This is a genomic window from Pseudomonas pudica (assembly GCF_015680405.1).
In the GTDB taxonomy this organism is placed as follows: domain Bacteria; phylum Pseudomonadota; class Gammaproteobacteria; order Pseudomonadales; family Pseudomonadaceae; genus Aquipseudomonas; species Aquipseudomonas pudica.
Genome location: NZ_JADLJS010000019.1, coordinates 64,273 through 85,111, shown reverse-complemented (window position 1 = coordinate 85,111; position 20,839 = coordinate 64,273). Strand labels below are relative to the sequence as shown.

General features: G+C 65.5%; 16 protein-coding genes, 2 pseudogenes and 1 riboswitch. Of the genes and pseudogenes, 13 read left to right on the top strand and 5 right to left on the bottom strand.

Annotated elements, in window-relative coordinates:
• Positions 1–143: 143 nt before the first annotated feature.
• The 11 genes and pseudogenes from IRZ77_RS15285 (at position 144) to IRZ77_RS15235 (ending at position 12,591) form a co-directional block, all read left to right on the top strand.
• Entirely contained in the window at positions 144–1,310 is a 1,167-nt protein-coding gene (locus IRZ77_RS15285) for a DUF1624 domain-containing protein (protein WP_108479815.1), read from the top strand.
• Between the two features lie 28 nt (positions 1,311–1,338).
• Positions 1,339–1,536: riboswitch (cobalamin riboswitch) on the top strand.
• Positions 1,537–1,647: 111 nt separating this feature from the next.
• Entirely contained in the window at positions 1,648–2,658 is a 1,011-nt protein-coding gene (locus tag IRZ77_RS15280; protein ID WP_196173849.1) for an ABC transporter substrate-binding protein, read from the top strand.
• Complete coding sequence (locus IRZ77_RS15275) at positions 2,658–3,674, top strand: FecCD family ABC transporter permease (protein WP_085600309.1); 1,017 nt, start codon at positions 2,658–2,660, stop codon at positions 3,672–3,674. The genes IRZ77_RS15280 and IRZ77_RS15275 overlap by 1 nt, the downstream gene beginning before the upstream one ends.
• Positions 3,671–4,459: an ABC transporter ATP-binding protein gene (locus tag IRZ77_RS15270; RefSeq protein WP_046615663.1), complete on the top strand. Its 789-nt coding sequence runs from the start codon at positions 3,671–3,673 to the stop codon at positions 4,457–4,459. Before IRZ77_RS15275 ends, IRZ77_RS15270 begins: the two co-directional genes overlap by 4 nt.
• Positions 4,460–4,475: 16 nt before the next feature.
• Complete coding sequence (locus tag IRZ77_RS15265) at positions 4,476–5,816, top strand: OprD family porin (protein WP_046615664.1); 1,341 nt, start codon at positions 4,476–4,478, stop codon at positions 5,814–5,816.
• A gap of 104 nt (positions 5,817–5,920) precedes the next feature.
• Positions 5,921–6,400, top strand: coding sequence for a hypothetical protein (locus IRZ77_RS15260; RefSeq protein ID WP_196173847.1), 480 nt, complete (start codon positions 5,921–5,923; stop codon positions 6,398–6,400).
• 77 nt (positions 6,401–6,477) lie between these two features.
• Positions 6,478–8,049, top strand: coding sequence for a sensor domain-containing diguanylate cyclase (locus tag IRZ77_RS15255; protein WP_046615666.1), 1,572 nt, complete (start codon positions 6,478–6,480; stop codon positions 8,047–8,049).
• 75 nt (positions 8,050–8,124) lie between these two features.
• A pseudogene (locus tag IRZ77_RS15250) lies at positions 8,125–8,253 on the top strand (ParA family protein); the annotation flags it as partial.
• A gap of 105 nt (positions 8,254–8,358) precedes the next feature.
• Positions 8,359–8,769, top strand: coding sequence for a DUF2946 domain-containing protein (locus tag IRZ77_RS15245; RefSeq protein ID WP_046615667.1), 411 nt, complete (start codon positions 8,359–8,361; stop codon positions 8,767–8,769).
• Positions 8,770–8,839: 70 nt separating this feature from the next.
• Positions 8,840–10,989, top strand: a pseudogene (locus tag IRZ77_RS15240) (TonB-dependent receptor).
• Between the two features lie 264 nt (positions 10,990–11,253).
• Entirely contained in the window at positions 11,254–12,591 is a 1,338-nt protein-coding gene (locus IRZ77_RS15235; protein ID WP_046615669.1) for an MFS transporter, read from the top strand.
• 98 nt (positions 12,592–12,689) lie between these two features.
• Here IRZ77_RS15235 and IRZ77_RS15230 read toward each other — a convergent pair whose 3' ends face one another.
• The 3 genes from IRZ77_RS15230 to IRZ77_RS15220 are packed head-to-tail and all read right to left on the bottom strand — an operon-like array spanning position 12,690 to position 18,298.
• The gene (locus IRZ77_RS15230) at positions 12,690–15,836 is read right to left on the bottom strand and encodes an efflux RND transporter permease subunit (RefSeq protein WP_196173845.1); all 3,147 of its coding nucleotides are present in this window, start codon (positions 15,834–15,836) and stop codon (positions 12,690–12,692) included.
• Positions 15,837–15,852: 16 nt separating this feature from the next.
• Positions 15,853–17,052 carry an efflux RND transporter periplasmic adaptor subunit gene (locus IRZ77_RS15225; protein WP_196173844.1) on the bottom strand — a complete coding sequence of 400 codons (1,200 nt, stop codon included), beginning with the start codon at positions 17,050–17,052 and terminating at the stop codon, positions 15,853–15,855.
• Positions 17,045–18,298: a TolC family protein gene (locus tag IRZ77_RS15220; RefSeq protein ID WP_196173842.1), complete on the bottom strand. Its 1,254-nt coding sequence runs from the start codon at positions 18,296–18,298 to the stop codon at positions 17,045–17,047. The genes IRZ77_RS15225 and IRZ77_RS15220 overlap by 8 nt, the downstream gene beginning before the upstream one ends.
• Before the next feature lie 231 nt (positions 18,299–18,529).
• Between IRZ77_RS15220 and aroQ the strand changes: the two genes are divergently transcribed.
• Positions 18,530–18,979: a type II 3-dehydroquinate dehydratase gene (gene aroQ, locus IRZ77_RS15215; protein ID WP_046615673.1), complete on the top strand. Its 450-nt coding sequence runs from the start codon at positions 18,530–18,532 to the stop codon at positions 18,977–18,979.
• Entirely contained in the window at positions 18,976–19,824 is an 849-nt protein-coding gene (locus IRZ77_RS15210; RefSeq protein WP_046615674.1) for a shikimate dehydrogenase, read from the top strand. The genes aroQ and IRZ77_RS15210 overlap by 4 nt, the downstream gene beginning before the upstream one ends.
• Before the next feature lie 132 nt (positions 19,825–19,956).
• Here IRZ77_RS15210 and IRZ77_RS15205 read toward each other — a convergent pair whose 3' ends face one another.
• Complete coding sequence (locus tag IRZ77_RS15205; RefSeq protein ID WP_075044653.1) at positions 19,957–20,493, bottom strand: thioredoxin family protein; 537 nt, start codon at positions 20,491–20,493, stop codon at positions 19,957–19,959.
• Positions 20,483–20,758 carry a DUF2790 domain-containing protein gene (locus IRZ77_RS15200; protein ID WP_135002794.1) on the bottom strand — a complete coding sequence of 92 codons (276 nt, stop codon included), beginning with the start codon at positions 20,756–20,758 and terminating at the stop codon, positions 20,483–20,485. Before IRZ77_RS15200 ends, IRZ77_RS15205 begins: the two co-directional genes overlap by 11 nt.
• Between the last annotated feature and the right edge of the window lie 81 nt (positions 20,759–20,839).

Genomic DNA, 20,839 nt, shown 5'->3' with positions numbered 1-20,839 from the left:
ACTCGAATCCTGTGATATCCCTGTGGGAGCGGGTTTACCCGCGAAGAGGCCGGCACAGGTAGCACAAAAACATCTACCGTCCCGCCACGTTTTAGTTATAAGATAACGTTTCAGTTGACATCCATTCCTATCAGCGAATTCCCATGACAAGCGCCAGTGCCACCCCCACCCTGCTCACCCAGCGCCTGCAGAGCATCGATGCCCTGCGCGGCCTGGTGATCCTGTTCATGCTCCTGGACCACGTCCGCGAAACCTTTTTCCTGCACCGCCAGGTCAGCGACCCGATGGCCATCGATACCACCGAGCCTTCGCTGTTCTTCAGCCGCACCCTGGCCCACCTGTGCGCGCCGGTGTTCGTCATGCTGACCGGGCTGTCGGCCTGGCTGTACGGCGAGAAACACCAGGGCCGCGGCGATGTCTCGGCGTTCCTGTTCAAGCGCGGGCTGTTTCTGGTGGTGCTGGAATTCACCCTGGTCAACTTCGCCTGGACGTTCCAGCTGCCACCCAGCGTCATCTACCTGCAGGTGATCTGGGCCATCGGCGTGAGCATGATCGCCCTGTCGCTGCTGGTCTGGTTGCCACGCGCCGCCCTGATCGCCCTGGGCGCAATCATCATCGCCGGCCACAACCTGCTCGATGGCCTGCACTTCGGCGTCGAATCAGCCTTGCATGTGCCTTGGGCGATCCTGCATGACCGGGGTTGGCTGGAGTACTCCGAAAGCCTGCGTCTGCGTACCTCTTACCCGGTGCTGCCGTGGATCGGTGTCATCGCCCTGGGCTATGGCCTGGGCCCGTGGTTCGCCCGTGCCAGCGAGGCCGGCCAACGCCAGCATCGCCTGCTGCTGGCCGGGCTGATCGCGCTGCTGGGCTTTGTTGCGCTGCGCCTGGTCAACGGCTACGGCGAGGCGCCGTGGAGCGCTTACCCGACCGTCACGCAAACCCTGATGAGCTTCTTCAACATCACCAAATACCCGCCGTCGCTGCTGTTCCTGGCCCTGACCCTGGGCTGCGGCCTGCTGTTGCTGCGCGCCTTCGAGCGCGCCGGCCAGGCCCGGTGGATCAGTGCCCTGGCGGTGTTCGGCGCGGCACCGATGTTCTTCTACCTGCTGCACCTGTATGTGCTGAAGCTGCTGTACCTGGCCAGCGTGGCGCTGTTTGGCCGCAACCATGGCGACTACTTCGGCTTCGACGGCATCCCTGCGGTGTGGCTGGGGGCAGCGCTGCTGGCGGTTTCGCTGTACCTGCCGGTGCGCTGGTTCGCCCGCCTGAAGGCGCAGCGGCGCGACATCACCTGGCTGAAGTACTTTTGAAAAGCGTTTTCACCCGGCGGCACGATGGTCTACCATGCCGGCCGCCGGTTTCCACCACGGAATCAATAGGGAATCCCAAGCCCGCCAATTCGGGCCAAACGGAACTGCCCCCGCAACTGTAGGTGCCGAGCCTGCTCCATCGATGCCACTGGGCCACGAACCCGGGAAGGCCGGAGCCAGGCCATGACGCACCAGTCAGGAGACCTGCCGGCCTACATTCACCAACCGGCGGGGTGTCCGGGATTGGCCATCAGTGTTGCCCCTGCCGCCAGCGGGGGCTCGGCGATGCCTGTCCGTGCGTTCCTCACCCGAACTGTCCGATAGGAGATCGCCCAGCATGCTGCCCCGTTTTGCCCCCCTGCTCGCCGGCCTCGGCCTCACCGGCCTGGCCCAGGCTGCTGCCACCCATTACCCGCTGACGGTCGACAACTGCGGCAAGCCGCAAACCTTCACCCAGGCGCCGCAACGCACGGTCACCATTGGCCAGGCCGGTACCGAGATGCTCTACGCGCTGGGGCTGGGCGACAAACTTGCAGCCACCTCGCTGTGGTTCAACAACGTGCTGCCCGAGTACCAGATGCAGAACGCCAAGGTGCCGCGCCTGGCCGACAACGAACCCAGCTTCGAGGCGGTAGTGGGCAAGCGCCCGCAACTGGTGACGGTGCAGTTCGAATGGATGGTCGGTGCCCAGGGCGTGGTCGGCACCCGCGAGCAGTTCGATGAACTGGGCATCCCCACCTACCTGCTGCCGTCGGACTGCGAAGGCAAGGACAACCTGGTGGGCGCCGATGGCACCCGCCTGCAGGCGTTCCAGGTCGACACCATCTACAAGAGCGTCAGCCAGCTGGCGGCAATCTTCGACGTGCAGGACCGTGGCACGGCCCTGAATACCGAGCTCAGAAGCCGCCTGGACAGTGCCAGGGCGCAACTGGCCGACAAGTACCTGGCCGCCACCTCGGCGCTGTTCTGGTTCTCCAGCGCCGACCTGCACACCGACCCCTACGTGGCGGGCCGCCAGGGGGTCGCCGACTTCATGCTGCGTACCCTCGGCGTGCGCAACGTGGTCGAGTCCAGCGAAGAATGGCCGACCGTAGGTTGGGAAACCCTGGCCAAGGCCAACCCCACCTGGCTGATCATTGCCCGCATGGACCGCCGCCGCTACCCCGCCGACGACTACGAGAAGAAGCTGGCATTCCTGCGTAGCGACCCGGTAACGCGGAACATGGACGCGGTGAAGCACGACCGCATCATCATCCTCGACGCCGACGCCATGCAGGCCGGCATTCGCTTGTTCAGCGGCCTGCAGACGCTGGCTGCCGCCTTCGCCAGCGGCAAAGCAGCCCAGTGATGATGCGCCTGCTACCCTGCATCGCCGTTGCCCTGGCCGCCCTGTTGGCAGCCCTGCTGGCCGGCACCGCCATCGGCGAAACCAACCTGTCGCCCGGCGTGGTCAGCCAGGTGCTGGCCAACCACCTGTGGCAGGCCGGCTACCCGGTCGACCCGATCGACGCCGGCATCGTCTGGAACTACCGCCTGCCCCGCACCCTGGTTGCTGCGGCCTGCGGCGCCGGCCTTGCCACCTGCGGCGTGATCCTCCAGGCACTGTTGCGCAACCCGTTGGCCGAGCCTTACCTGCTGGGGCTGTCTGCCGGCGCCTCGACCGGTGCGGTGCTGGTGGGCCTGCTGGGTTTCGGCAGCCTGGCGCTGAGCATGTCTGGCGGCGCCTTCATCGGCGCCCTGGCAGCGTTCGCCCTGGTACTGGTACTGGCCCGGGCAGCCGGCCCCAGCAGCAACAATGCCCAGGTGATCCTTGCCGGAATCGCCGGCTCGCAACTGTTCAACGCCCTTACCGCCTTCCTCATCACCATGTCGGCCACCGCCGAGCAGGCACGCGGCATCCTGTTCTGGCTGCTGGGCAACCTCAGTGGCGTACGTTGGCCTTCGGTGTGGCTGGCCGTGCCGGTTGTACTGTTCGGGCTGCTGGTGTGCCTGTGGCATCGCCGTGCCTTGGATGCCTTCACCTTCGGTGCCGACTCGGCGGCGTCGCTCGGCATCCCGGTGCGGCGTACCCAGTTGCTGCTGATCAGCTGCGCGGCGCTGGTGACCGCCGTGATGGTGTCCATCGTCGGCGCCATCGGTTTTGTCGGGCTGGTGATCCCCCATGCCCTGCGCCTGCTGCTAGGCCCCGGGCACAGCCGCCTGCTGCCCGCCAGCGCACTGGGCGGGGCACTGTTCCTGATTGCCGCCGACATCCTGTCGCGCACCTTGATCCCTGGCCAGGTGATCCCGGTTGGCGTGGTCACCGCGCTGCTCGGCGCACCGGTCTTCGCGTTGATCCTGATCAGCCGCCGGGGGCGCCCATGACGGTCATGACGGCGGTACGGATGGCCCCCTTGAGTTGCCAGAACCTGGGGCTGCAACTGGCCGGCAATACCGTGCTCAGCAATATCGAACTGAGCGTTGTCGCCGGTGAAACCCTGGGCATCGTCGGCCCCAACGGCTCCGGCAAATCCTCGCTGCTGAAGGTGCTGGCCGGGCTGCGCAAGCCAGGCAACGGCGGCGTGCAACTGCTGGGGGAACCGCTCGCACGGTTGCCCCGCCGCCGGGTCGCCCAGGCCTTGGCGCTGGTCGAACAGCAGGCCGACACCCTCGATGCGATCAGCGTGTTCGATGCCGTTGCCCTGGGCCGTACCCCCTGGCTGTCGGCGCTGGCGCCGTTCTCCCGGGAGGACCACGCGATCGTCGAACAGGCCCTGGCCGACCTCGACGCCCTGCACCTGCGCACACGCCTGTGGGGGTCGCTGTCGGGTGGCGAACGCCAGCGCGTGCACATCGCCCGTGCTTTGGCACAGCGGCCGCAGGTGCTGCTGCTGGACGAGCCGACCAACCACCTGGATATCCAGCACCAGCTGAGCCTGTTGCAGCAGGTGCAGGCCTTGCCGGTGACCACCCTGGTGGCCCTGCATGACCTCAACCAGGCGCTCACCTGCGACCGCATCGCGGTGCTCGACAAGGGCCGCCTGGTCGCCCTCGGCAAACCGCTCGAGGTGCTTACACCCGAGCGCCTGCTGAACACCTTCGGCGTGCACGCCCATTACCTCATCGACCCTTTCGACGGCGCGCGCATCCTGCGTTTTCGCGCCCCCTGAACAGGAAGTTCTGCCCATGTCGCGCTCTGTCCCTTTGCTGCTCGCCAGCGCCCTGCTCGCCCCCCCTGCACTGGCCGACTCCGCCCAGTCGCAAAGCAACGGTTTTGTCGAGGATGGCCGCTGGAGCCTGCTCAACCGCAGCGTATTCGACCAGCGCGATTACAAACATGGCGGGCGCAACAGTGCCGGGCGCAACGCCTACAAGCCGCGCAATGAACGTAGCGGCAAGGCAGAGGAATGGGCCTATGGCCTGATGGGCACCTTCCGGTCCGGTTTTACCCAGGGGCTGATCGGTGTCGGGGTCGACGCCCACGCCTACCTGGGCGTGCAACTCGACAGCGGCGGCGGGCGCGTGGGCAAGGCACGCTTGCTCGGGGTGGATAACGAGGGGCACCCGAAGAACGAATACAGCCGTGCCGGCGCGGCACTGAAACTGCGCATGTCCGATACCGTGCTGTCCTACGGTGAGCAACGGGTCAAGACCCCGGTGTTCAGCTCGTCCGATAGCCGCCTGCTGCCCGAGACCGCGACCGGGTTCTTCCTTGACAGTACCGAGTTCGACAACCTCAGGCTGGTGGCAGGGCATTTCAACGAGAACGCCGACCGCAATGCTTCCAGCCACGATCAGGGTTTCGTGGTGAACTACTCCAATGGCCGCCAGGGCAACAGCTTCGACCTGGCCGGCGTGGTGTGGAACCCCGGCGCCGTCTTCAGCGGCAGCCTGTACACCTCACGCTACCAGGACAGCTGGAACCAGCATTACCTGGGCAGCACCCTCAGCCATGCCCTGGATGAGCGCCGCAGCCTAACCCTCGACCTAAACCTGTACCGCACCACCGACACCGGCAAGGCGCTGTCCGGGCACATCGACAACACCACCTGGAGCCTGGTCTCGCGTTACGACCACGGGCCGCACGGTTTCAGCCTGGGCTGGCAGCAGGTGGACGGCAACACGCCGTTCGACTACGTGACGCGAGGGGCAATCTTCATTGCCAACGCGGTGCAGATGTCGGACTTCAACGCACCAAACGAAAAGTCGTGGCAGGCGCGCTATGACCTGAACATGGGCGCCTATGGCGTACCGGGGTTAAACCTGACGGCGTTGTACGTGCGCGGGTTCGATATCGACGGCAGCCATGTCGACCCTGCGGGCGGGTATGCCTACCTGGGTTATGGCAAGGGGGGCAAGCATTGGGAGCGCGACCTGGAGGCCCGGTATGTGGTGCAGAGCGGCAAGGCCAAGGGCACCGCGTTTTCGCTGCGGCATAACGTGCATCGGGGCAATACGGCGCAGGCGGAGCTGGATGGGGACCAGATACGGTTGGCGGTGGAATGGCCGTTGGGGGGTGGGTTCTGATGTTCCGCGTTGCCTGAATGGGGCTGCAAGGCAGCCCCAAAATCCATCAGGCAACCACAACTGCCGTATAATCGGCAGCACTCACTGCCCAACCAGGCCACGCCATGCCTCGCTTCCAGAAGTTGCTGCTGCCCCTGCTACTGGCTGCAGCCCTCACCGCCTGCGACCAGAAACCCTCCCGCGAAGAACAGATCCTGGCCCAGCTGCCGCTGCAGGATGCCTACACGCACAATATCGAGCGCATGGCCGCGCTGCTCGGCCGCACGCACCCGCAGCTGTCGCAAGCGACCATCCAGAGCGTGCTGCGCAAGCACCTGACCGTCGAGGACCAGCGCCAGGACCTGTTCCGCCTGTACAGCGAAAAGAACTTCAGCAATGCCGAATTCGCCACCATCGTCGAGGCCACCCAAGACCCGGCCAAGGCCCGCGCCCTGGAAGACACCGAGGCCGGCAAGCGCCTGAGCGAGAAGCTCACCGCCCTGATGCGCGAATCGGCCCGCGACGCGAAGGTGCAGGCCCTGGCCGAGCAGCGCATGCAGCAGGTTGAAGACGAGCTGGACGCGCTGGAAAACCCAGGCTCCTGAACGCGGTTCCCCACTGCGCCCATAAGGCGTAACGTTGTACCCATTTCGTAGCCGTTTTCGATCATCCGAGGTCAGGATTGCCACACGCCAAGCACGGACTGCGTCTGGATCTACGCACACTCATTCTGGTGCTTTGCGCCCTTACCGCCGTGGTCATGCTGTGCGCCAGCTATTTTGCCAGCTACCGGGTGCAACGCCAGCTGCTGATCGACCACGCCCTGGAAGCCAACCGGGTGTATGCGATGAAGCTGGCCAGCATCACCGAGACCTTTATCGGCAACGCCTTGCAGCAGCTGTCGTTCAGCGCTGGCGTGCAAGGCCGCCAGCTGGGCGACGCCGTCGCCCTGCAGGCGGAGACCGAGCGTGTACTGAACCAGAGCATGGCCTTCAATTCCACGTTCGTGATCGATGCCAACGGGGTGCTGCTGGCGATATCCCCTGCACACTTGCGGCACATGGTCGGCCGGCACATGCATTCGCCCGGTGTCCAGAAGGCACTGCAGGTGCGCCGCCCACTGGTTTCGACGCCCTACATGTCAGCGGCCAACAACCTGGTGGTGGCGCTGTCGCAACCCATTTTCGACAGTAACGGCCGCTACCTGGGGTATGTCGGCGGCAGCCTGTACCTGCGTGAACGCAATATCCTCAACAGCCTGCTGGGCGAGCATTTCTACAAGGACGGTTCCTACCTGTACGTGGTCGACCGCAATCGCCGTCTGTTGTATCACCCCGACAGCCAGCGCGTGGGGACAGTGGTGGAAGGCAATGAATTGATCGACCAACTGTCAACGCTGGGCAGTGGTACCCGGCAACTGACCAACAGCCTCGGGGTGGAAATGCTCGCTGGCTTCGCCACCGTGCCCAGTGCCGGTTGGGGCGTGGTGGCGCAGCAGCCGCTGACCCAGACAGTCATGCCACTGAGCCACCTGATCCTCAACGTGGTCGGCACCTCTGCGCCATTGGCGCTGGTGGGCAGCGTGCTGCTGTGGTGGCTGGCCATGACCATCGCCCGGCCGCTGTGGCAGCTGGCCGCTGGCGCCCGCTCGATGGACCGGGCCGGCACTGCCGAGCGCCTGCATCGGGTGCCGGCCTGGTACTTCGAGGCGGCCGAGCTGAAGCGCGCGCTGCTGTTCGGGCTGAACCTGCTGCATGAACGCATCGGCCGGCTCAACCGCGACGCCCAGACCGACCCGCTGACCGGCCTGGGCAACCGCCGCAGCCTGGATTTCAACCTGTCGCTGCTGGAAGCCGAGGGGCGCGCATTTGCGGCCATCGTGCTGGATGTCGACCATTTCAAGCGGGTAAACGACTGCCACGGGCACGAGATGGGTGACCAGGTGCTGCGCCGGCTGGCGGAACTGATGCGCCGCTGCTGCCGCGAGGGTGACCTGCTGTGCCGCACCGGCGGCGAGGAGTTCCTGATGCTGCTGCCGGGGGCCAATCTGGAGGTTGCGACAGCGGTGGCCGAACGGCTGCGGGTGACGGTGCAGGATACGCCGGTGGAGCCGGTGGGGGCGGTGACGGTGTCGCTGGGGGTGGCGCGTTGGGATGGCGAGGCCGAGAGCGAACCGGGGGATGCATTGAGCGCGGCTGACCGGGCGCTTTACCGGGCCAAGCAGGAGGGGCGCAATCGGGTAGTTGTTGCCTGAGCGCCCTTGCTTGCCTGTGCCGGCCTCTTCGCGGGTAAACCCGCTCCCACAGGTAACCTGCTGCCCTCAAGGACAAAGCACCGGGTGGCGATCACCGAAACCCGCTATCGCAACCTGCACCTGGGGACCGCCAGCCCCGACCTCAGCGACCAGCAAGGCAAGCTGGAGAGCAAGTTCAAGATCAACACAAAACCACGCCGCCTTTGAAAGCCGTGCACGGCCTTGTGTCGCGATGGGCTGCAAAACAGCCCCGAAATATCAAGCCAGAACCACTACCCGACCGTTCATCCGGATGGTAGATTCGCCGCCATGAAAATCACCCGGCATACCCGCACGCTGACCGCCTGGACACTCTACGCCTGCGTCCTGTTCAGCCTGGTTCTGTGCGGCCTGCACCATGGCCAGATGGGTGGCCTGCGCCTGGCCGGCCTGGAAGGCGGTTTCTGCTCGATCAACAGCGAACACGGCGTTGCCATCGACCTGGACGGCGCCGGCGGCGAGCAGCACATGGCCCAGCTCGATTGCCCGGTGTGCTCCTCGTTCGGCCTGGCCGTGCCGCTCAGCAGCGGCGGCTGGTCGTTCACCCCTACGCAAGCCGTGGCCAGCTCGCCCATCGTGGTGCGCAGCTGGGCGCAACCGCCGCCGCGCTATCAACGCCCCGCCCTCAACCCCCGCGCCTCCCCCGTCGCTTTCCCCGCAGCCGTACTTCATTTCGCCTGACCTCAGCCGGGCGCGCCTGACTGCGCGCGCTCGCGGTCAGCCATGACCTTTGCGTGGAAGACACACCAACATGCTTCGCAATACCTCCCTGGTGCTCCTCATGGGCACCTGCAACCTTGCCTGGGCGGATGCTGCCCCGGTGGAACTGAGCGCCACCACCATTGACGGTGAACGCGACGCCGCCAGCGGCGTGCAACTGGACGAGCCGATCCGCACCGGCTCGCGCCTGGGCCTCACCGCGCGGGAAACGCCGGCCTCGGTCAGTGTCTCGGACCGCCGCCTGATCGAGGAGCGCGGCGCAAGGACAGCCAGGACGTGATCAACGCCATGACCGGCGTCAACGCCTCGGCCAACCCCGGCTTTGGCGGCTTCGTGGCCTACCGCGGCTTCACCCAGAACCAGGTTACCCAGTTGTACAACGGCATCAACCTGGGCTACAGCAGCGCCACGCGGCCAGTGGATGCCTGGGTGCTCGACCGCGTCGAACTGATCGGCGGGCCATCGTCGTTCCTGCATGGTGCGGGCGCGGTGGGCGGCTCGATCAACTACATCACCAAACTGGCCAGCCGCGACCAGCAGACCATCGACGGCCGTATCCGCCATGGCAGCTTCGACGACAGCGAAGTGGCGTTCGGCATCAACCAGGCACTGGCCAGCAACCCCGCCGATGCCCGCCATTTCATGCGCCTGGACTTCAGCCGCGGGCATGGCAACGGCTACGTCGACCGCAACGAACGGCACACCGACAGCCTGGCCCTCTCGTTGCTGAGCGACCTGACGCCCAACCTCACCCACACCCTGGCCCTGGAATACCAGGAAGACCGCGAAGACAGCCCTTACTGGGGCTCGCCGATCCTGCCCGGGCGCAGCACGATGAAGATCGACAACAGCCGCCGCTTCGAAAACTACAACGTCGGCGACGGGCGCTACGAGCAGCGGGTACGCTGGCTACGCTCGATCCTCGACTACCAGCTCAGCGACAGCACCAGCGTGCAGAACACGCTTTACCACTACAACGCCCAGCGCGATTACCGCAACCTCGAACGCTACAGCTACACCGACGATGGCAGGGTACGACGCAGCAGCCCTTATCTGCAGCGCCACGACCAGAACTTGCTGGGCGATCGCATCGAGCTGCGCCATGACAACCAGCTGTTCGGCCTGGCCAGCCAGTGGTCGCTGGGGCTGGAGTACTCGCGCATGCGCCAGACCCTCTACCCCACCTCGAGCAGCTGGAGCGACGTGGTCGATGCCGAGCACTTCGACCCCGGCAGTTTCGACGACATCCCCGGGGTGAATGCCGGCCTGACCAAGCAACGCCGCCACGAGGTGATCAACCGCGCGGTGTTTGCCGAAAACCGCCTGCAACTCACCGAGCGCCTGGCCTTGCTGACCGCGCTACGCTACGACTACCTGGACATGCAGGTGACCAACTACGGCGCGGTAACGCCAACCTCGCCGGCGTTCTTCGAACGGCGCTGGGAACCGCTTTCCGGGCGTATCGGCCTGACCTATGCGCTGACCCCGTCCGCCAGCGTCTATGCGCAGTACAGTACCTCTGCCGACTTGCCGGCCGGCTCGCTGGCGGCAGCGACCTATTCCAACGTCGGGCTGTTCGACCTGTCCAAGGGCGAGCAGTGGGAAGTGGGCAGCAAGTTCGACTTTCTCGACGGGCGCGGCGCGGCGACTCTGGCGCTGTACCAGATCGTGCGCAAGGACTTTGCCGTGCGCGACTCCAACGACGCCAATCAGACAGTCCAGGCCGGGCAGCAGACCTCGCGTGGTGTCGAGGTGTCCGGGCGCCTGCAGGTGACGCCGAAGCTGCTGGCCGAGGCCAACTATGCCTATGTCGACGCGCAGTACGACGAGTTCAACGAGGCGGTCAACGGCGTGTCGGTATCGCGCAAGGGCAACGCCCCGGTGAACGTACCGGCCAACGTCGCCAACCTGTGGCTGAACTACAGCCTGACCCCGGCGTGGTCGTTGGGGGCAGACGCGCGCTACGTGGGCTCGGTGTATGCCGACAACGCCAACAGCCTCAAGGCCCCGGCGTACACCCTGTTCGGCGCGTTCGCCCGCTACCGGCTGGATGAACACACCACGCTGACCGGGCGGGTACGTAACCTGACCGACGAGGTGTATGCCAAGCAGGCCTACAACAGCCAGTACTACATGGGGCCGCCGCGCACCTTCGAACTGGCGCTGGACATGCGTTTCTGAGCGCAAGGCCCTATCGCCGGCAAGCCAGCTCCCACAGGTACTGCACAAGCCTTGAGTGCGGTGCAAATTCTGTGGGAACTGGCTTGCCGGCGATAGGGCCATCAAGGGGCATCCCACCATGTTCGGTTGATTCAGGTATCCCGAGGTCGCCCTCGACAAAGCGCCTTCCAGCGCCCGGCTATCTACTGGCAAGCACAACAATGATGGCGCAGCCCGACCGCGCCACTTTCATCATGCCTGCCAATGGAACCGGAGAGCACTCGCATGCCCGCACCTCACGAGGTATCCCCCGCCACCCTGCGCCGGGTGATCGCCGCCTCGGCCATCGGCAATTTCGTCGAATGGTTCGACTTCGCCGTCTACGGCTTTCTCGCTACCCTGATCGCCAGCCAGTTCTTCGCCAGCGAAGACGCCAGCGTGGCCTTGCTCAAGACCTTTGCGGTGTTCGCCGTGGCCTTCGCCCTGCGTCCGCTGGGTGGCATCGTGTTCGGCGCGCTGGGTGACCGCCTGGGGCGCAAGCGCATCCTGTCGCTGACCATCCTGCTGATGGCCGGCTCGACGACCCTCATCGGCCTGCTGCCAACCTACGCCAGCATCGGCCTGGCAGCCCCCGCGCTGCTGACCTTGGCGCGCTGCCTGCAGGGCTTTTCGGCCGGTGGCGAGTATGCCGGGGCCTGCGCCTACCTGATGGAGCACGCCCCCAACGACAAGCGCGCCTTCTATGGCAGCTTCGTGCCGGTGTCGACCTTTTCCGCCTTTGCCTGCGCGGCAGTGATCGCCTATGGCCTGGAAGCCAGCCTGTCGGCCGAGGCGATGAACGCCTGGGGCTGGCGCATCCCGTTCTTGATCGCCGCGCCGCTGGGGCTGGTCGGCCTGTACCTGCGCTGGCGCATGGAAGAAACCCCGGCGTTCCGCGAAGCCATCGCCCAGGGCAAGGAGCATGAACATTCGCCGCTCAAGGAGACCTTGCGCAACCATGGCCGGGCGATCCGCAACCTGGGGGCCTTCATCTCGCTGACCGCGCTGTCGTTCTACATGTTCACCACCTACTTCGCCACCTACCTGCAACTGGTCGGCAACCTGACCCGCGCGCAATCGCTGCTGGTAACCACCGTGGCCTTGCTGTTCGCCGCGGTCGGCTGCCCGCTGGCCGGGGCGTTCTCGGACCGCGTCGGCCGGCGCAAGACCATCGGCTTTACCTGCCTGTGGGTGATGCTGTGCGTGTTCCCGGCGTACTGGCTGGCCAGCTCCGGCTCGATGTCCGGCGCGCTGCTGGGGGTGATCCTGCTGGCGGTGGGGGCGTTGTGCAGTGGTGTTGTCACGGCGGCATTGCTCTCGGAAAGCTTCCCTACCCGCACCCGCTATACCGCTTCGGCAATTACCTACAACGTGGCCTATACGCTGTTTGGCGGTACCGCGCCGCTGGTTGCAACCTGGCTGATCGGGCAGACCGGCAGCAGCCTGGCACCTGCGTTCTACCTGGTGGTGATTGCGCTGGTGGCGTTGGTGGGTGGGTTGGCGTTGCCGGAGACTTCGCGGATTTCGTTGCATGATGAGGCTGGTGGCGACAGTACAAGGGCTGGGGCTCGTCGTACTGTTTGAGAATTTGGGGCCGCTTTGCGGCCCATCGCCGGCAAGCCAGCTCCCACAAGGATTGCACTTGGCTTGAGGGCGATGGGCTGCACAGCCGCCCCAACTTCTCAGTCCTGCTGCACCTCTTCGCGCCGATATGCCCATTGATACAACGCTGGCAACACCAGCAAGGTCAGTGCGGTGGAGGACAGAATCCCGCCAATCACCACGGTCGCCAGCGGCCTTTGCACCTCGGCCCCGGTCCCGGTAGCCAAGGCCATCGGGATGAACCCCAGCGACGCCACCAGTGCCGTCATCAGCACCGGCCGCAAGCGTGTCAGCGCGCCCTCCTCGACCGCGGCCCGCAGCGTGCGCCCTTGCTCCCGCAGGCCACGGATAAAGGCGATCATCACCAGGCCGTTGAGCACCGCCACTCCCGACAAGGCAATGAAGCCCACGCCAGCGGAAATGGACAACGGGATGCCCCGCAACCACAGCGCCAGCACGCCGCCGGTAAGGGCGAACGGGATGCCGGTGAACACCAGCAGGCCATCCCTGAGGTTGTTGAACATCATCAGCAACAGCGCCATGACGAGAAGCAAGGCCACCGGCACCACCACCTGCAGGCGCTCGGCCGCCGACTGCAACTGCTCGAACTGGCCACCCCAGCGGGTCCAGTAACCCGGCGGTATCTGCACCTGCTCGATCAGCGTCTGCTCGGCCTCTTCGACGAACGAGCCCAGATCACGTCCACGCACGTTGGCACTGACCACCACCACCCGCTTGCCATCCTCGCGGCTGACCTGGTTCGGCCCCAGCTGCAGGTTCAGCGTGGCTACCTGCGACAGCGGGATGAAGCCGATTTGCCCGGCACCGGCAGCCGAACCGGCCGGCACCGGAATCAGCAGGCTGGCCAGCCCGTCGACATCGGTGCGCAGGGTTTCCGACAGGCGCACCACCATGTCGAAACGGCGGTCACCTTCGTACAGCGTGCCGGCCGTGCGGCCACCCACGGCAATGGCAACGGCGTCCTGCACGTCGCCCACGTTCAGGCCATGGCGGGCCGCGTTGTCGCGGTCTATATCGATGGTCAGCACCGGCAGGCCGGTAGTCTGCTCGACCTTTACCTCGGACGCGCCCCGCACGCCTTGCAGGCTGCTGGCAATCTGCGCGGCTGTGCGGTTGAGCACGTCCATGTCATCACCGAACAGCTTCACCGCCACATCGCTGCGCACCCCGGAAATCAGCTCGTTGAAGCGCAGCTGGATCGGCTGCGACAGCTCGTGGTTGCTGCCCGGCACGCTGGCGGCGGCACGTTGTACGTCGGCGATCAGCTCATCACGCGGCTTGCCCGGGTCGACCCATTGCTCACGCGGACGCAGCATCACATAGGCGTCGGAAATGTTCGGCGGCATCGGGTCAGAGGCGATCTCGGCGGTGCCGGTGCGGGCAAACACCCGCTCCACTTCCGGCACCTGGGCGATGATCGCCTGTTCCAGGCGCTGCTGCATGTCGACCGACTGCGACAGGCTAGTGCCCGGCACGCGCAGGGCCTGCAGGGCGAAGTCGCCTTCGCTGAGGCTGGGGATGAACTCGCTACCCATGCGGCTGGCCATCAACCCGGACAACAACACCAGGGTGGTGGCGGCGGCGAACACCAGCTTGCGCCGGCCCAGCACCCAGGCCAGCACCGGGGCATAGCGCTGACGCGCCGTGCGCATTATCAGGCCTTCCTCTTCCTTGACCTTGCCGGTGACGAACAGGGCAATTGCCGCCGGCACGAAGGTAACCGAAAGGATCATGGCACCGAGCAGCGCAATGACCACGGTGAAGGCCATAGGCTGGAACATCTTGCCCTCCACGCCGGTCAGGGCAAAGATCGGCAGGTACACCACCATGATGATCAGTTGGCCATAGATCAGCGGCCGACGGGCCTCACGGGCGGCAGCGAACACTTCATGGAAGCGCTCGGTGCGGGTCAGCATACGGCTATGGCGTTGCTGGGCGTGGGCCAGGCGGCGGATGGCGCTCTCGACGATCACCACCGCGCCGTCGACGATGATGCCGAAGTCCAGTGCGCCCAGGCTCATCAGGTTGGCGCTGACCTTGTTGCTGAACATGCCGGTTAAGGTGAACAGCATCGACAGCGGAATGACCATGGCGGTGATCAGCGAAGCGCGGATGTTGCCCAGGAACAGGAACAACACGGCGATGACCAGGATGGCGCCTTCGACCAGGTTCTTCTTCACCGTGGCGATGGCCTTTTCCACCAGGTTGGTGCGGTCGTACACCGTCACCGCGACTACGCCCTTGGGCAGGTTGCGGTTGATCTCGACCAGCTTGGCGGCAACCGCCTGCGACACCGTGCGGCTGTTTTCGCCAATCAGCATGAACACCGTGCCTAGCACCACTTCCCTGCCGTTTTCGGTGGCCGCGCCCGAGCGCAGTTCCTCGCCCAGGCCAACCTGAGCAACATGGCTGACGCGGATTGGCGTGCCATCGACACTGGAGATGACGATGTTGGCGATGTCTTCGGCCGAGGCCACCTGGCCTGGCGCGCGAATCAGCAACTGCTCGCCATTGCGCTCGATGTAGCCGGCGCCGACGTTGGCGTTGTTGCGCTCCAGCGCCGCGATCAGGTCGTTGAAGGTGAGTTTGTAGGCCGCCAGGCGCTTGGGCTCCGGTGCAATCAGGTATTGCCTGGCATGGCCGCCGATGCTGTTGACCTCGGCGACCCCGGGCACGTTGCGCAGCTGCGGCTTGATGATCCAGTCCTGGATTACCCGCAAGTCGGACGGGGTGTAGGGCGTGCCGTCTTCCTTCAGCGCGCCCTGCTCGGCTTCCACCGTCCACAGGAAGATTTCACCCAGCCCGGTGGAAATCGGCCCCATGCCCGCTTCGATGCCGTCGGGCAGCTGCTCACGCGCCACTTGCAGGCGCTCGTTGACCAGCTGGCGGGCGAAGAACAGGTCGGTGCCGTCGTCGAAAATGACCGTGACCTGCGACAGGCCCGAGCGCGACAGCGAGCGGGTCTGCTTGAGCCCCGGCAGGCCGGCCATGGCGGTCTCGATGGCGAAGGTGATGCGCTGCTCGGTCTCCAGCGGCGAATAGCCGGGCGCGGCGGTATTGATCTGCACCTGGACGTTGGTGATGTCCGGTACAGCGTCGATCGGCAGTTTCTGGTAGCTGTGGATACCCACCGCGGCCATCAGGACCACGGCCAGCATCACCACCAGGCGCTGCTCGATGGCGAATTGGATCAGGCGTTCGAACATGCAGGCGTTCCCGTGATCAATGGCTGTGCTCGGCCGAGCCTTTGCCCAGCTCGGACTTGAGGACAAAGCTGCCGGCAGCGGCCACCTGCGTGCCGGCGGCAAGGCCGGTGGTGATTTCTACCTGGCCGGCATCGCGGCGGCCGGTCGTTACCGGGCGGGCCTCGAAACCTTCCTCGGTACGGGCAAACACCACGGTCTGCTCCTCCCAGGTTTGCAGTGCGCTTTGCGGTACCACCACAGCGGCGTTGAAGCGTTCGACGCTGACCGCGACATTGACGAACAGCCCTGGGCGCCAGGCGCCGTTGGGGTTGGCCAGCGTGGCGCGGACAGTGGCAGCACGGTTCTGCTCGCCGAGCAGGCTGCCGACGTAGTTGATCTTGCCCTCGACCCGGGCGCCCAGGTCCGGCGCGCTGACCGTGACGTTGCGGCCGGTTGTCACCTTGTCCAGGTCGCGCGGGGCGACGGCGAAGGTGGCCCAGACCCGGCTCAGGTCAGACAGGGTGAAGGCATTGCTGGTCTCATCGACCACCTCGCCCACGGTCAGATGCTTTTCCACCACCACGGCATCGAACGGCGCGCGCAGTTCATAGCGGTTGCCGGCGCCGGCCGGGCCCACGGCGGCGACTTTCTGCCGGGCGTTGGCCAAGGCAATCTCGGCTTCCTGCAACACCTGACGGGCCTGCAGGTAATCCTGCTCGGCGCTGATGCGTTCCTGCCACAGCTGCTGTTCGCGCTGGAAGGTCAGGCGCGCCAGTTCCAGGCGGCGCTGGGCAGCCTGTTGTTCGCTGCGCAGGTCGGAAATCTGCTGGCTTGCAATTACCGCCAGCACCTCACCACGCTTGACCGCCTGGCCCAGTTCGGCTTGCACCGACTCGACCACACCGGGCACGCGTGGCACGACATGGGCGGTGCGGTCCTCGTCGAAGCGGATTTCACCCGGGAAGCTGATGGCGGTGCCCAGTTCACGAGGGCCGGCATCGGCCAGTTGCACACCGGCAGCTTCGATCTGGGCGATGGACAGGTGCAACTTGCCCGCCTCTTCTTCGTGACCTTCGCCGGCCTGTTCCTCGCCGTGGCCGTGGCTGCCTTCGCCGTGGTCGTCGTGCCGGGTTTCAGTGCTTGAGGCGTTGCCGAGGTTGCCGGTCCAGGCCAGGCCACCCAGGCCAAGCGCGGCAATGGTGGCAGCCAGAATGGCTATCTTGCGTGGGTTAGTCATTGTTGCTCCTGCTGTTCAATTTGTTGCTCAGGCCATCGAGGTCGCCATAGATCCGCTCGACCTGCGCCCGCGCGTCGGTCGCCGAGGCCAGTGCGTCGAGGTACAACCCGCGCGCCTCGATCAGCGTGCGCTGGGCGTCGAGCACATCGAGGAAGGCGAACTTGCCCATTTCGAAACCACGTGTGGCGGTGTCCACGGCCTGCTGGGCAGACGGCAGGATGGTGCGGTCATAGGCCTGCACTTCCTGCATGGCCGTGGCCCACTGGCTGACGGCGCTGCGGGTTTCACTGCGCAGGCGCAGCCCCACGGCGTTGCGCAGGTCACGCGCCTGCTCGGCACGGCGGGCCGCGGCCAGCACGTTGCCCTGGTTGCGGTCGAACAGCGGCAAGGGCATCGACAGGCCCACCACATTGACCCTCTCGCGGTCTTCGCGGCTGTACTGGCTGCCAAGGCTGACGGTGAGATTGGGAATGCGCAGAGCCTTTTCCGACCCCAGAGAAGCTTCGCCGCGCTCGACCTGGGCGGCGGCCAGGCGCCATTCAGCCGTTTGCTCGACCTGGTCGAGCAGGGTGTCGGCGCTGGGCGCATCACCGGGGGACAGGTTGGCTGCCAGCAACTGGTCGAAGCTTGCCAGCGGGCTACCGGTCAACCGTGCCAGGGCCTGGTAGGCCACACTGCGCTGGGTTTGCGCACGGCGCACTTCGGCCTGGGCCTGCGCCTGCTGCACCTGGGCTCGGGTAGCCTCCACTGGCGATGACTGGCCAGCACTCACCCGCCCCTGCACCACCCGCAGCCCACGCTCGGTCAACGCCTGCGATTGCTGCGCCAGCTCCAGCGCGGTCTGCGCGCGCAGGGCCGCGTGGAAGGCCTGCACCACATCGGCGCGCAGGCCGTTGCGCTGGCGCTCCAGGTCCAGCTGGGCAATGGCCTGACCGGCACCGGCCACGGCAATGCGTGCGCCGCGTTTGCCACCCAGCTCCAGCGGTTGGCTGAGGGTGACGGTGGTGGTGCTGGTGTCCCGGCGGGTGTCCTCGACCTCCCAGGACAGTTCCGGGTTGGGGATCAGCCCCGCCTGGCGCCGCTCGCCGTCGGCAATGCCGATTTCCCGGCTGGCCGCTGCCAACTCCGGGTTCTGGGCAAAGGCGGCGTCAAGCGCCTGGGGCAGGCTCAGGCTCTGGCTGGCCTGGGCGCTGGCGACACCCGCCAGCAAAAGGCTGAGCAAGGCGGTCTTGCGGGGGATGGGCACGGAAAAGGTCCTCGTCGGCGAGCTTTGGCGAGGGACTTTAGAAAGCCGTGCTTATCGGAGCGGTGGCGGGAAAATTACAATTTTGTAATCCAGCTGCTCCTACAGGGGTATGTACATGCTGAGGGTTCGATAATCGCCCACTTTCCCGGTACAGCGGTTTAGTCCAATTGACTAAACTAACTAGACGGTACAAAACTAGGTGCATCCAACAACAACAAAGCGATGCCCGTAATGAAGCCCATTATTCTCGTGCTCAACGGCCCCAACCTGAACATGCTGGGCACCCGCGAGCCTGCCCAGTACGGCTACGAAACCCTCGCCGACCTGGCCCGGGGTTGCGCCGATACTGCCCATGCCCATGACCTGGAAATCGAATTCCGCCAAACCAACCACGAAGGCGAACTGATCGACTGGATCCATGCTGCCCGTGGCCGCTGTGCCGGCATCGTGATCAACCCCGGTGCCTGGACCCACACCTCGGTAGCCATCCGCGATGCACTGGTGGCCAGTGAAGTGCCGGTCATCGAAGTGCACCTGTCCAACGTGCACAAGCGCGAACCGTTCCGTCACCTGTCGTTCATATCGTCCATCGCTGTCGGGGTCATTTGCGGGCTGGGCAGCCATGGCTACCGCATGGCCATCAGCCACTTCGCCGAAATGTTGCAGGAGCGCAGCGCATGAGCCAGCAAGCCATCCTTGCCGGCCTGATCGGCCGCGGCATCCAGCTGTCGCGCACTCCTGCCCTGCACGAACACGAAGGTGATGCCCAGGCGCTGCGTTACCTGTACCGGCTGATCGATGCCGACCAGCTCCAACTGGACGACAGCGCACTGCCCGGCCTGCTCGACGCCGCCCAGCACACCGGTTTCACCGGGCTCAACATCACCTACCCGTTCAAGCAGGCGATCCTGCCGTTACTCGACGAACTGTCGGACGAAGCCCGTGGCATCGGCGCGGTGAACACCGTTGTACTCAAGGACGGCAAGCGGGTCGGCCACAACACCGACTGCCTGGGCTTTGCCGAAGGCTTGCGCCGTGGCCTGCCGGATGTGGCACGGCACCAGGTGGTGCAGATGGGTGCCGGTGGTGCCGGTTCGGCCGTGGCCCATGCCCTGCTCGGTGAAGGGGTCGAGCGGCTGGTACTGTTCGAGGTGGACGCGGCCCGTGCACAGGCGCTGGTGGACAACCTGAATGCCCACTTCGGCGCCGGGCGCGCCGTGGTCGGCACCGACCTGGCCACGGCCCTGGCCGAGGCGGACGGGCTGGTCAACACCACGCCGGTAGGCATGGCCAAGCTGCCGGGCACGCCGCTGCCGGTGGAGCTGCTGCATGCACGCCTGTGGGTGGCGGAGATCATCTACTTCCCGCTTGAGACCGAACTGCTGCGTGCCGCCCGGGCACTGGGCTGCCGCACCCTGGACGGCAGCAACATGGCCGTGTTCCAGGCGGTGAAGGCGTTCGAGCTGTTCAGCGGGCGCCAGGCGGATGCGGCGCGGATGCAGGCGCATTTTGCCAGTTTCACCTGACGGATCGGTGTTGGCTTCTTCGCGGGTAAACCCGCTCCCACAGGGATCGCACAAGTCTGCAAACGGTGCAGTATCTGTGGAAGCGGGTTCATCGAGTCGTCGAACCGCCGCGAAGAGGCCGGCACAGACAACTCACCCTTTTTCATCCAGCAACGCCTGTATCACCTGCTCTTGCCCCCCATAATCCCCCTCGCCAAAGTGCACATGGCGCACCTGCCCCTTGCGGTCGACAAAGTAGTGTGCCGGCCAGAACTGGTTGCCCCAGGCATTCCACACCTTGTAGTCGTTATCCACCGCCACCGGGTAACCGATCCCCAAGCTGGCCACCTTGTCACGCAAGGTGCCTACATCGTGCTCGTAGTCGTACTCCGGCGTGTGCACGCCCACCACCACCAGGCCCTGGTCGGCATAGCGCCGCGCCCATTCGTTCACATGGGGCAGGCTGCGCCGGCAGTTGATGCAGTCCCAGGTCCAGAAGTCCACCAGCACCACCTTGCCCTTGAGCCCGGGGCCATCCAGCGGCGCCGAATTGAGCCACTGGCTGGCTCCCGACAGCGACGGCATGGCACCGTAGCTGTCGCGGGCCATCAGGTGCCCAGCCAGGCCCAGGCCGGCCAGCGCCAGGGCAATGCCACCAACCTTCAACAACAAGCGGCGATCAATTCTCATGGCAACCGCCGGTGGCGTAGGTGCGGTACTGCACGCTCTGCTGCTGGCCCTTGGAGTCGAGGTAGTCCATGCGAGTGTTCACCAGGCCGCAGGCGTTACTCTGGTCATCCTGTATCGACAGCACTTTCTTCACATCCAGGTGGTCACCGTAGCGGTACTGCATGACCCCGGTATCGTCCATTGGCATCGTGGAGGCCTGGGCGGCAAGGGCGCCGAAGCTGAGCACGGCGAACAGGGTGGCACGGGCGAAGGTATTGAAGTTCATGGCATCTCTCCTGTGTATCGCTTGAGGGTGGGGAGTTGTGCTCCCCGGTCGAGAGCCATTTCACGCCGGCCAGGTATCCCG

Bases quoted from the DNA above. Each gene is read 5' to 3' on its own strand.
- IRZ77_RS15285 (WP_108479815.1), top strand. From the start codon at position 144: ATGACAAGCGCCAGTGCCACCCCCACCCTGCTCACCCAGCGCCTGCAG.
- IRZ77_RS15280 (WP_196173849.1), top strand. From the start codon at position 1,648: ATGCTGCCCCGTTTTGCCCCCCTGCTCGCCGGCCTCGGCCTCACCGGC.
- IRZ77_RS15275 (WP_085600309.1), top strand. From the start codon at position 2,658: ATGATGCGCCTGCTACCCTGCATCGCCGTTGCCCTGGCCGCCCTGTTG.
- IRZ77_RS15270 (WP_046615663.1), top strand. From the start codon at position 3,671: ATGACGGTCATGACGGCGGTACGGATGGCCCCCTTGAGTTGCCAGAAC.
- IRZ77_RS15265 (WP_046615664.1), top strand. From the start codon at position 4,476: ATGTCGCGCTCTGTCCCTTTGCTGCTCGCCAGCGCCCTGCTCGCCCCC.
- IRZ77_RS15260 (WP_196173847.1), top strand. From the start codon at position 5,921: ATGCCTCGCTTCCAGAAGTTGCTGCTGCCCCTGCTACTGGCTGCAGCC.
- IRZ77_RS15245 (WP_046615667.1), top strand. From the start codon at position 8,359: ATGAAAATCACCCGGCATACCCGCACGCTGACCGCCTGGACACTCTAC.
- IRZ77_RS15235 (WP_046615669.1), top strand. From the start codon at position 11,254: ATGCCCGCACCTCACGAGGTATCCCCCGCCACCCTGCGCCGGGTGATC.
- IRZ77_RS15230 (WP_196173845.1), bottom strand. From the start codon at position 15,836: ATGTTCGAACGCCTGATCCAATTCGCCATCGAGCAGCGCCTGGTGGTG.
- IRZ77_RS15225 (WP_196173844.1), bottom strand. From the start codon at position 17,052: ATGACTAACCCACGCAAGATAGCCATTCTGGCTGCCACCATTGCCGCG.
- aroQ (WP_046615673.1), top strand. From the start codon at position 18,530: ATGAAGCCCATTATTCTCGTGCTCAACGGCCCCAACCTGAACATGCTG.
- IRZ77_RS15210 (WP_046615674.1), top strand. From the start codon at position 18,976: ATGAGCCAGCAAGCCATCCTTGCCGGCCTGATCGGCCGCGGCATCCAG.
- IRZ77_RS15205 (WP_075044653.1), bottom strand. From the start codon at position 20,493: ATGAGAATTGATCGCCGCTTGTTGTTGAAGGTTGGTGGCATTGCCCTG.
- IRZ77_RS15200 (WP_135002794.1), bottom strand. From the start codon at position 20,758: ATGAACTTCAATACCTTCGCCCGTGCCACCCTGTTCGCCGTGCTCAGC.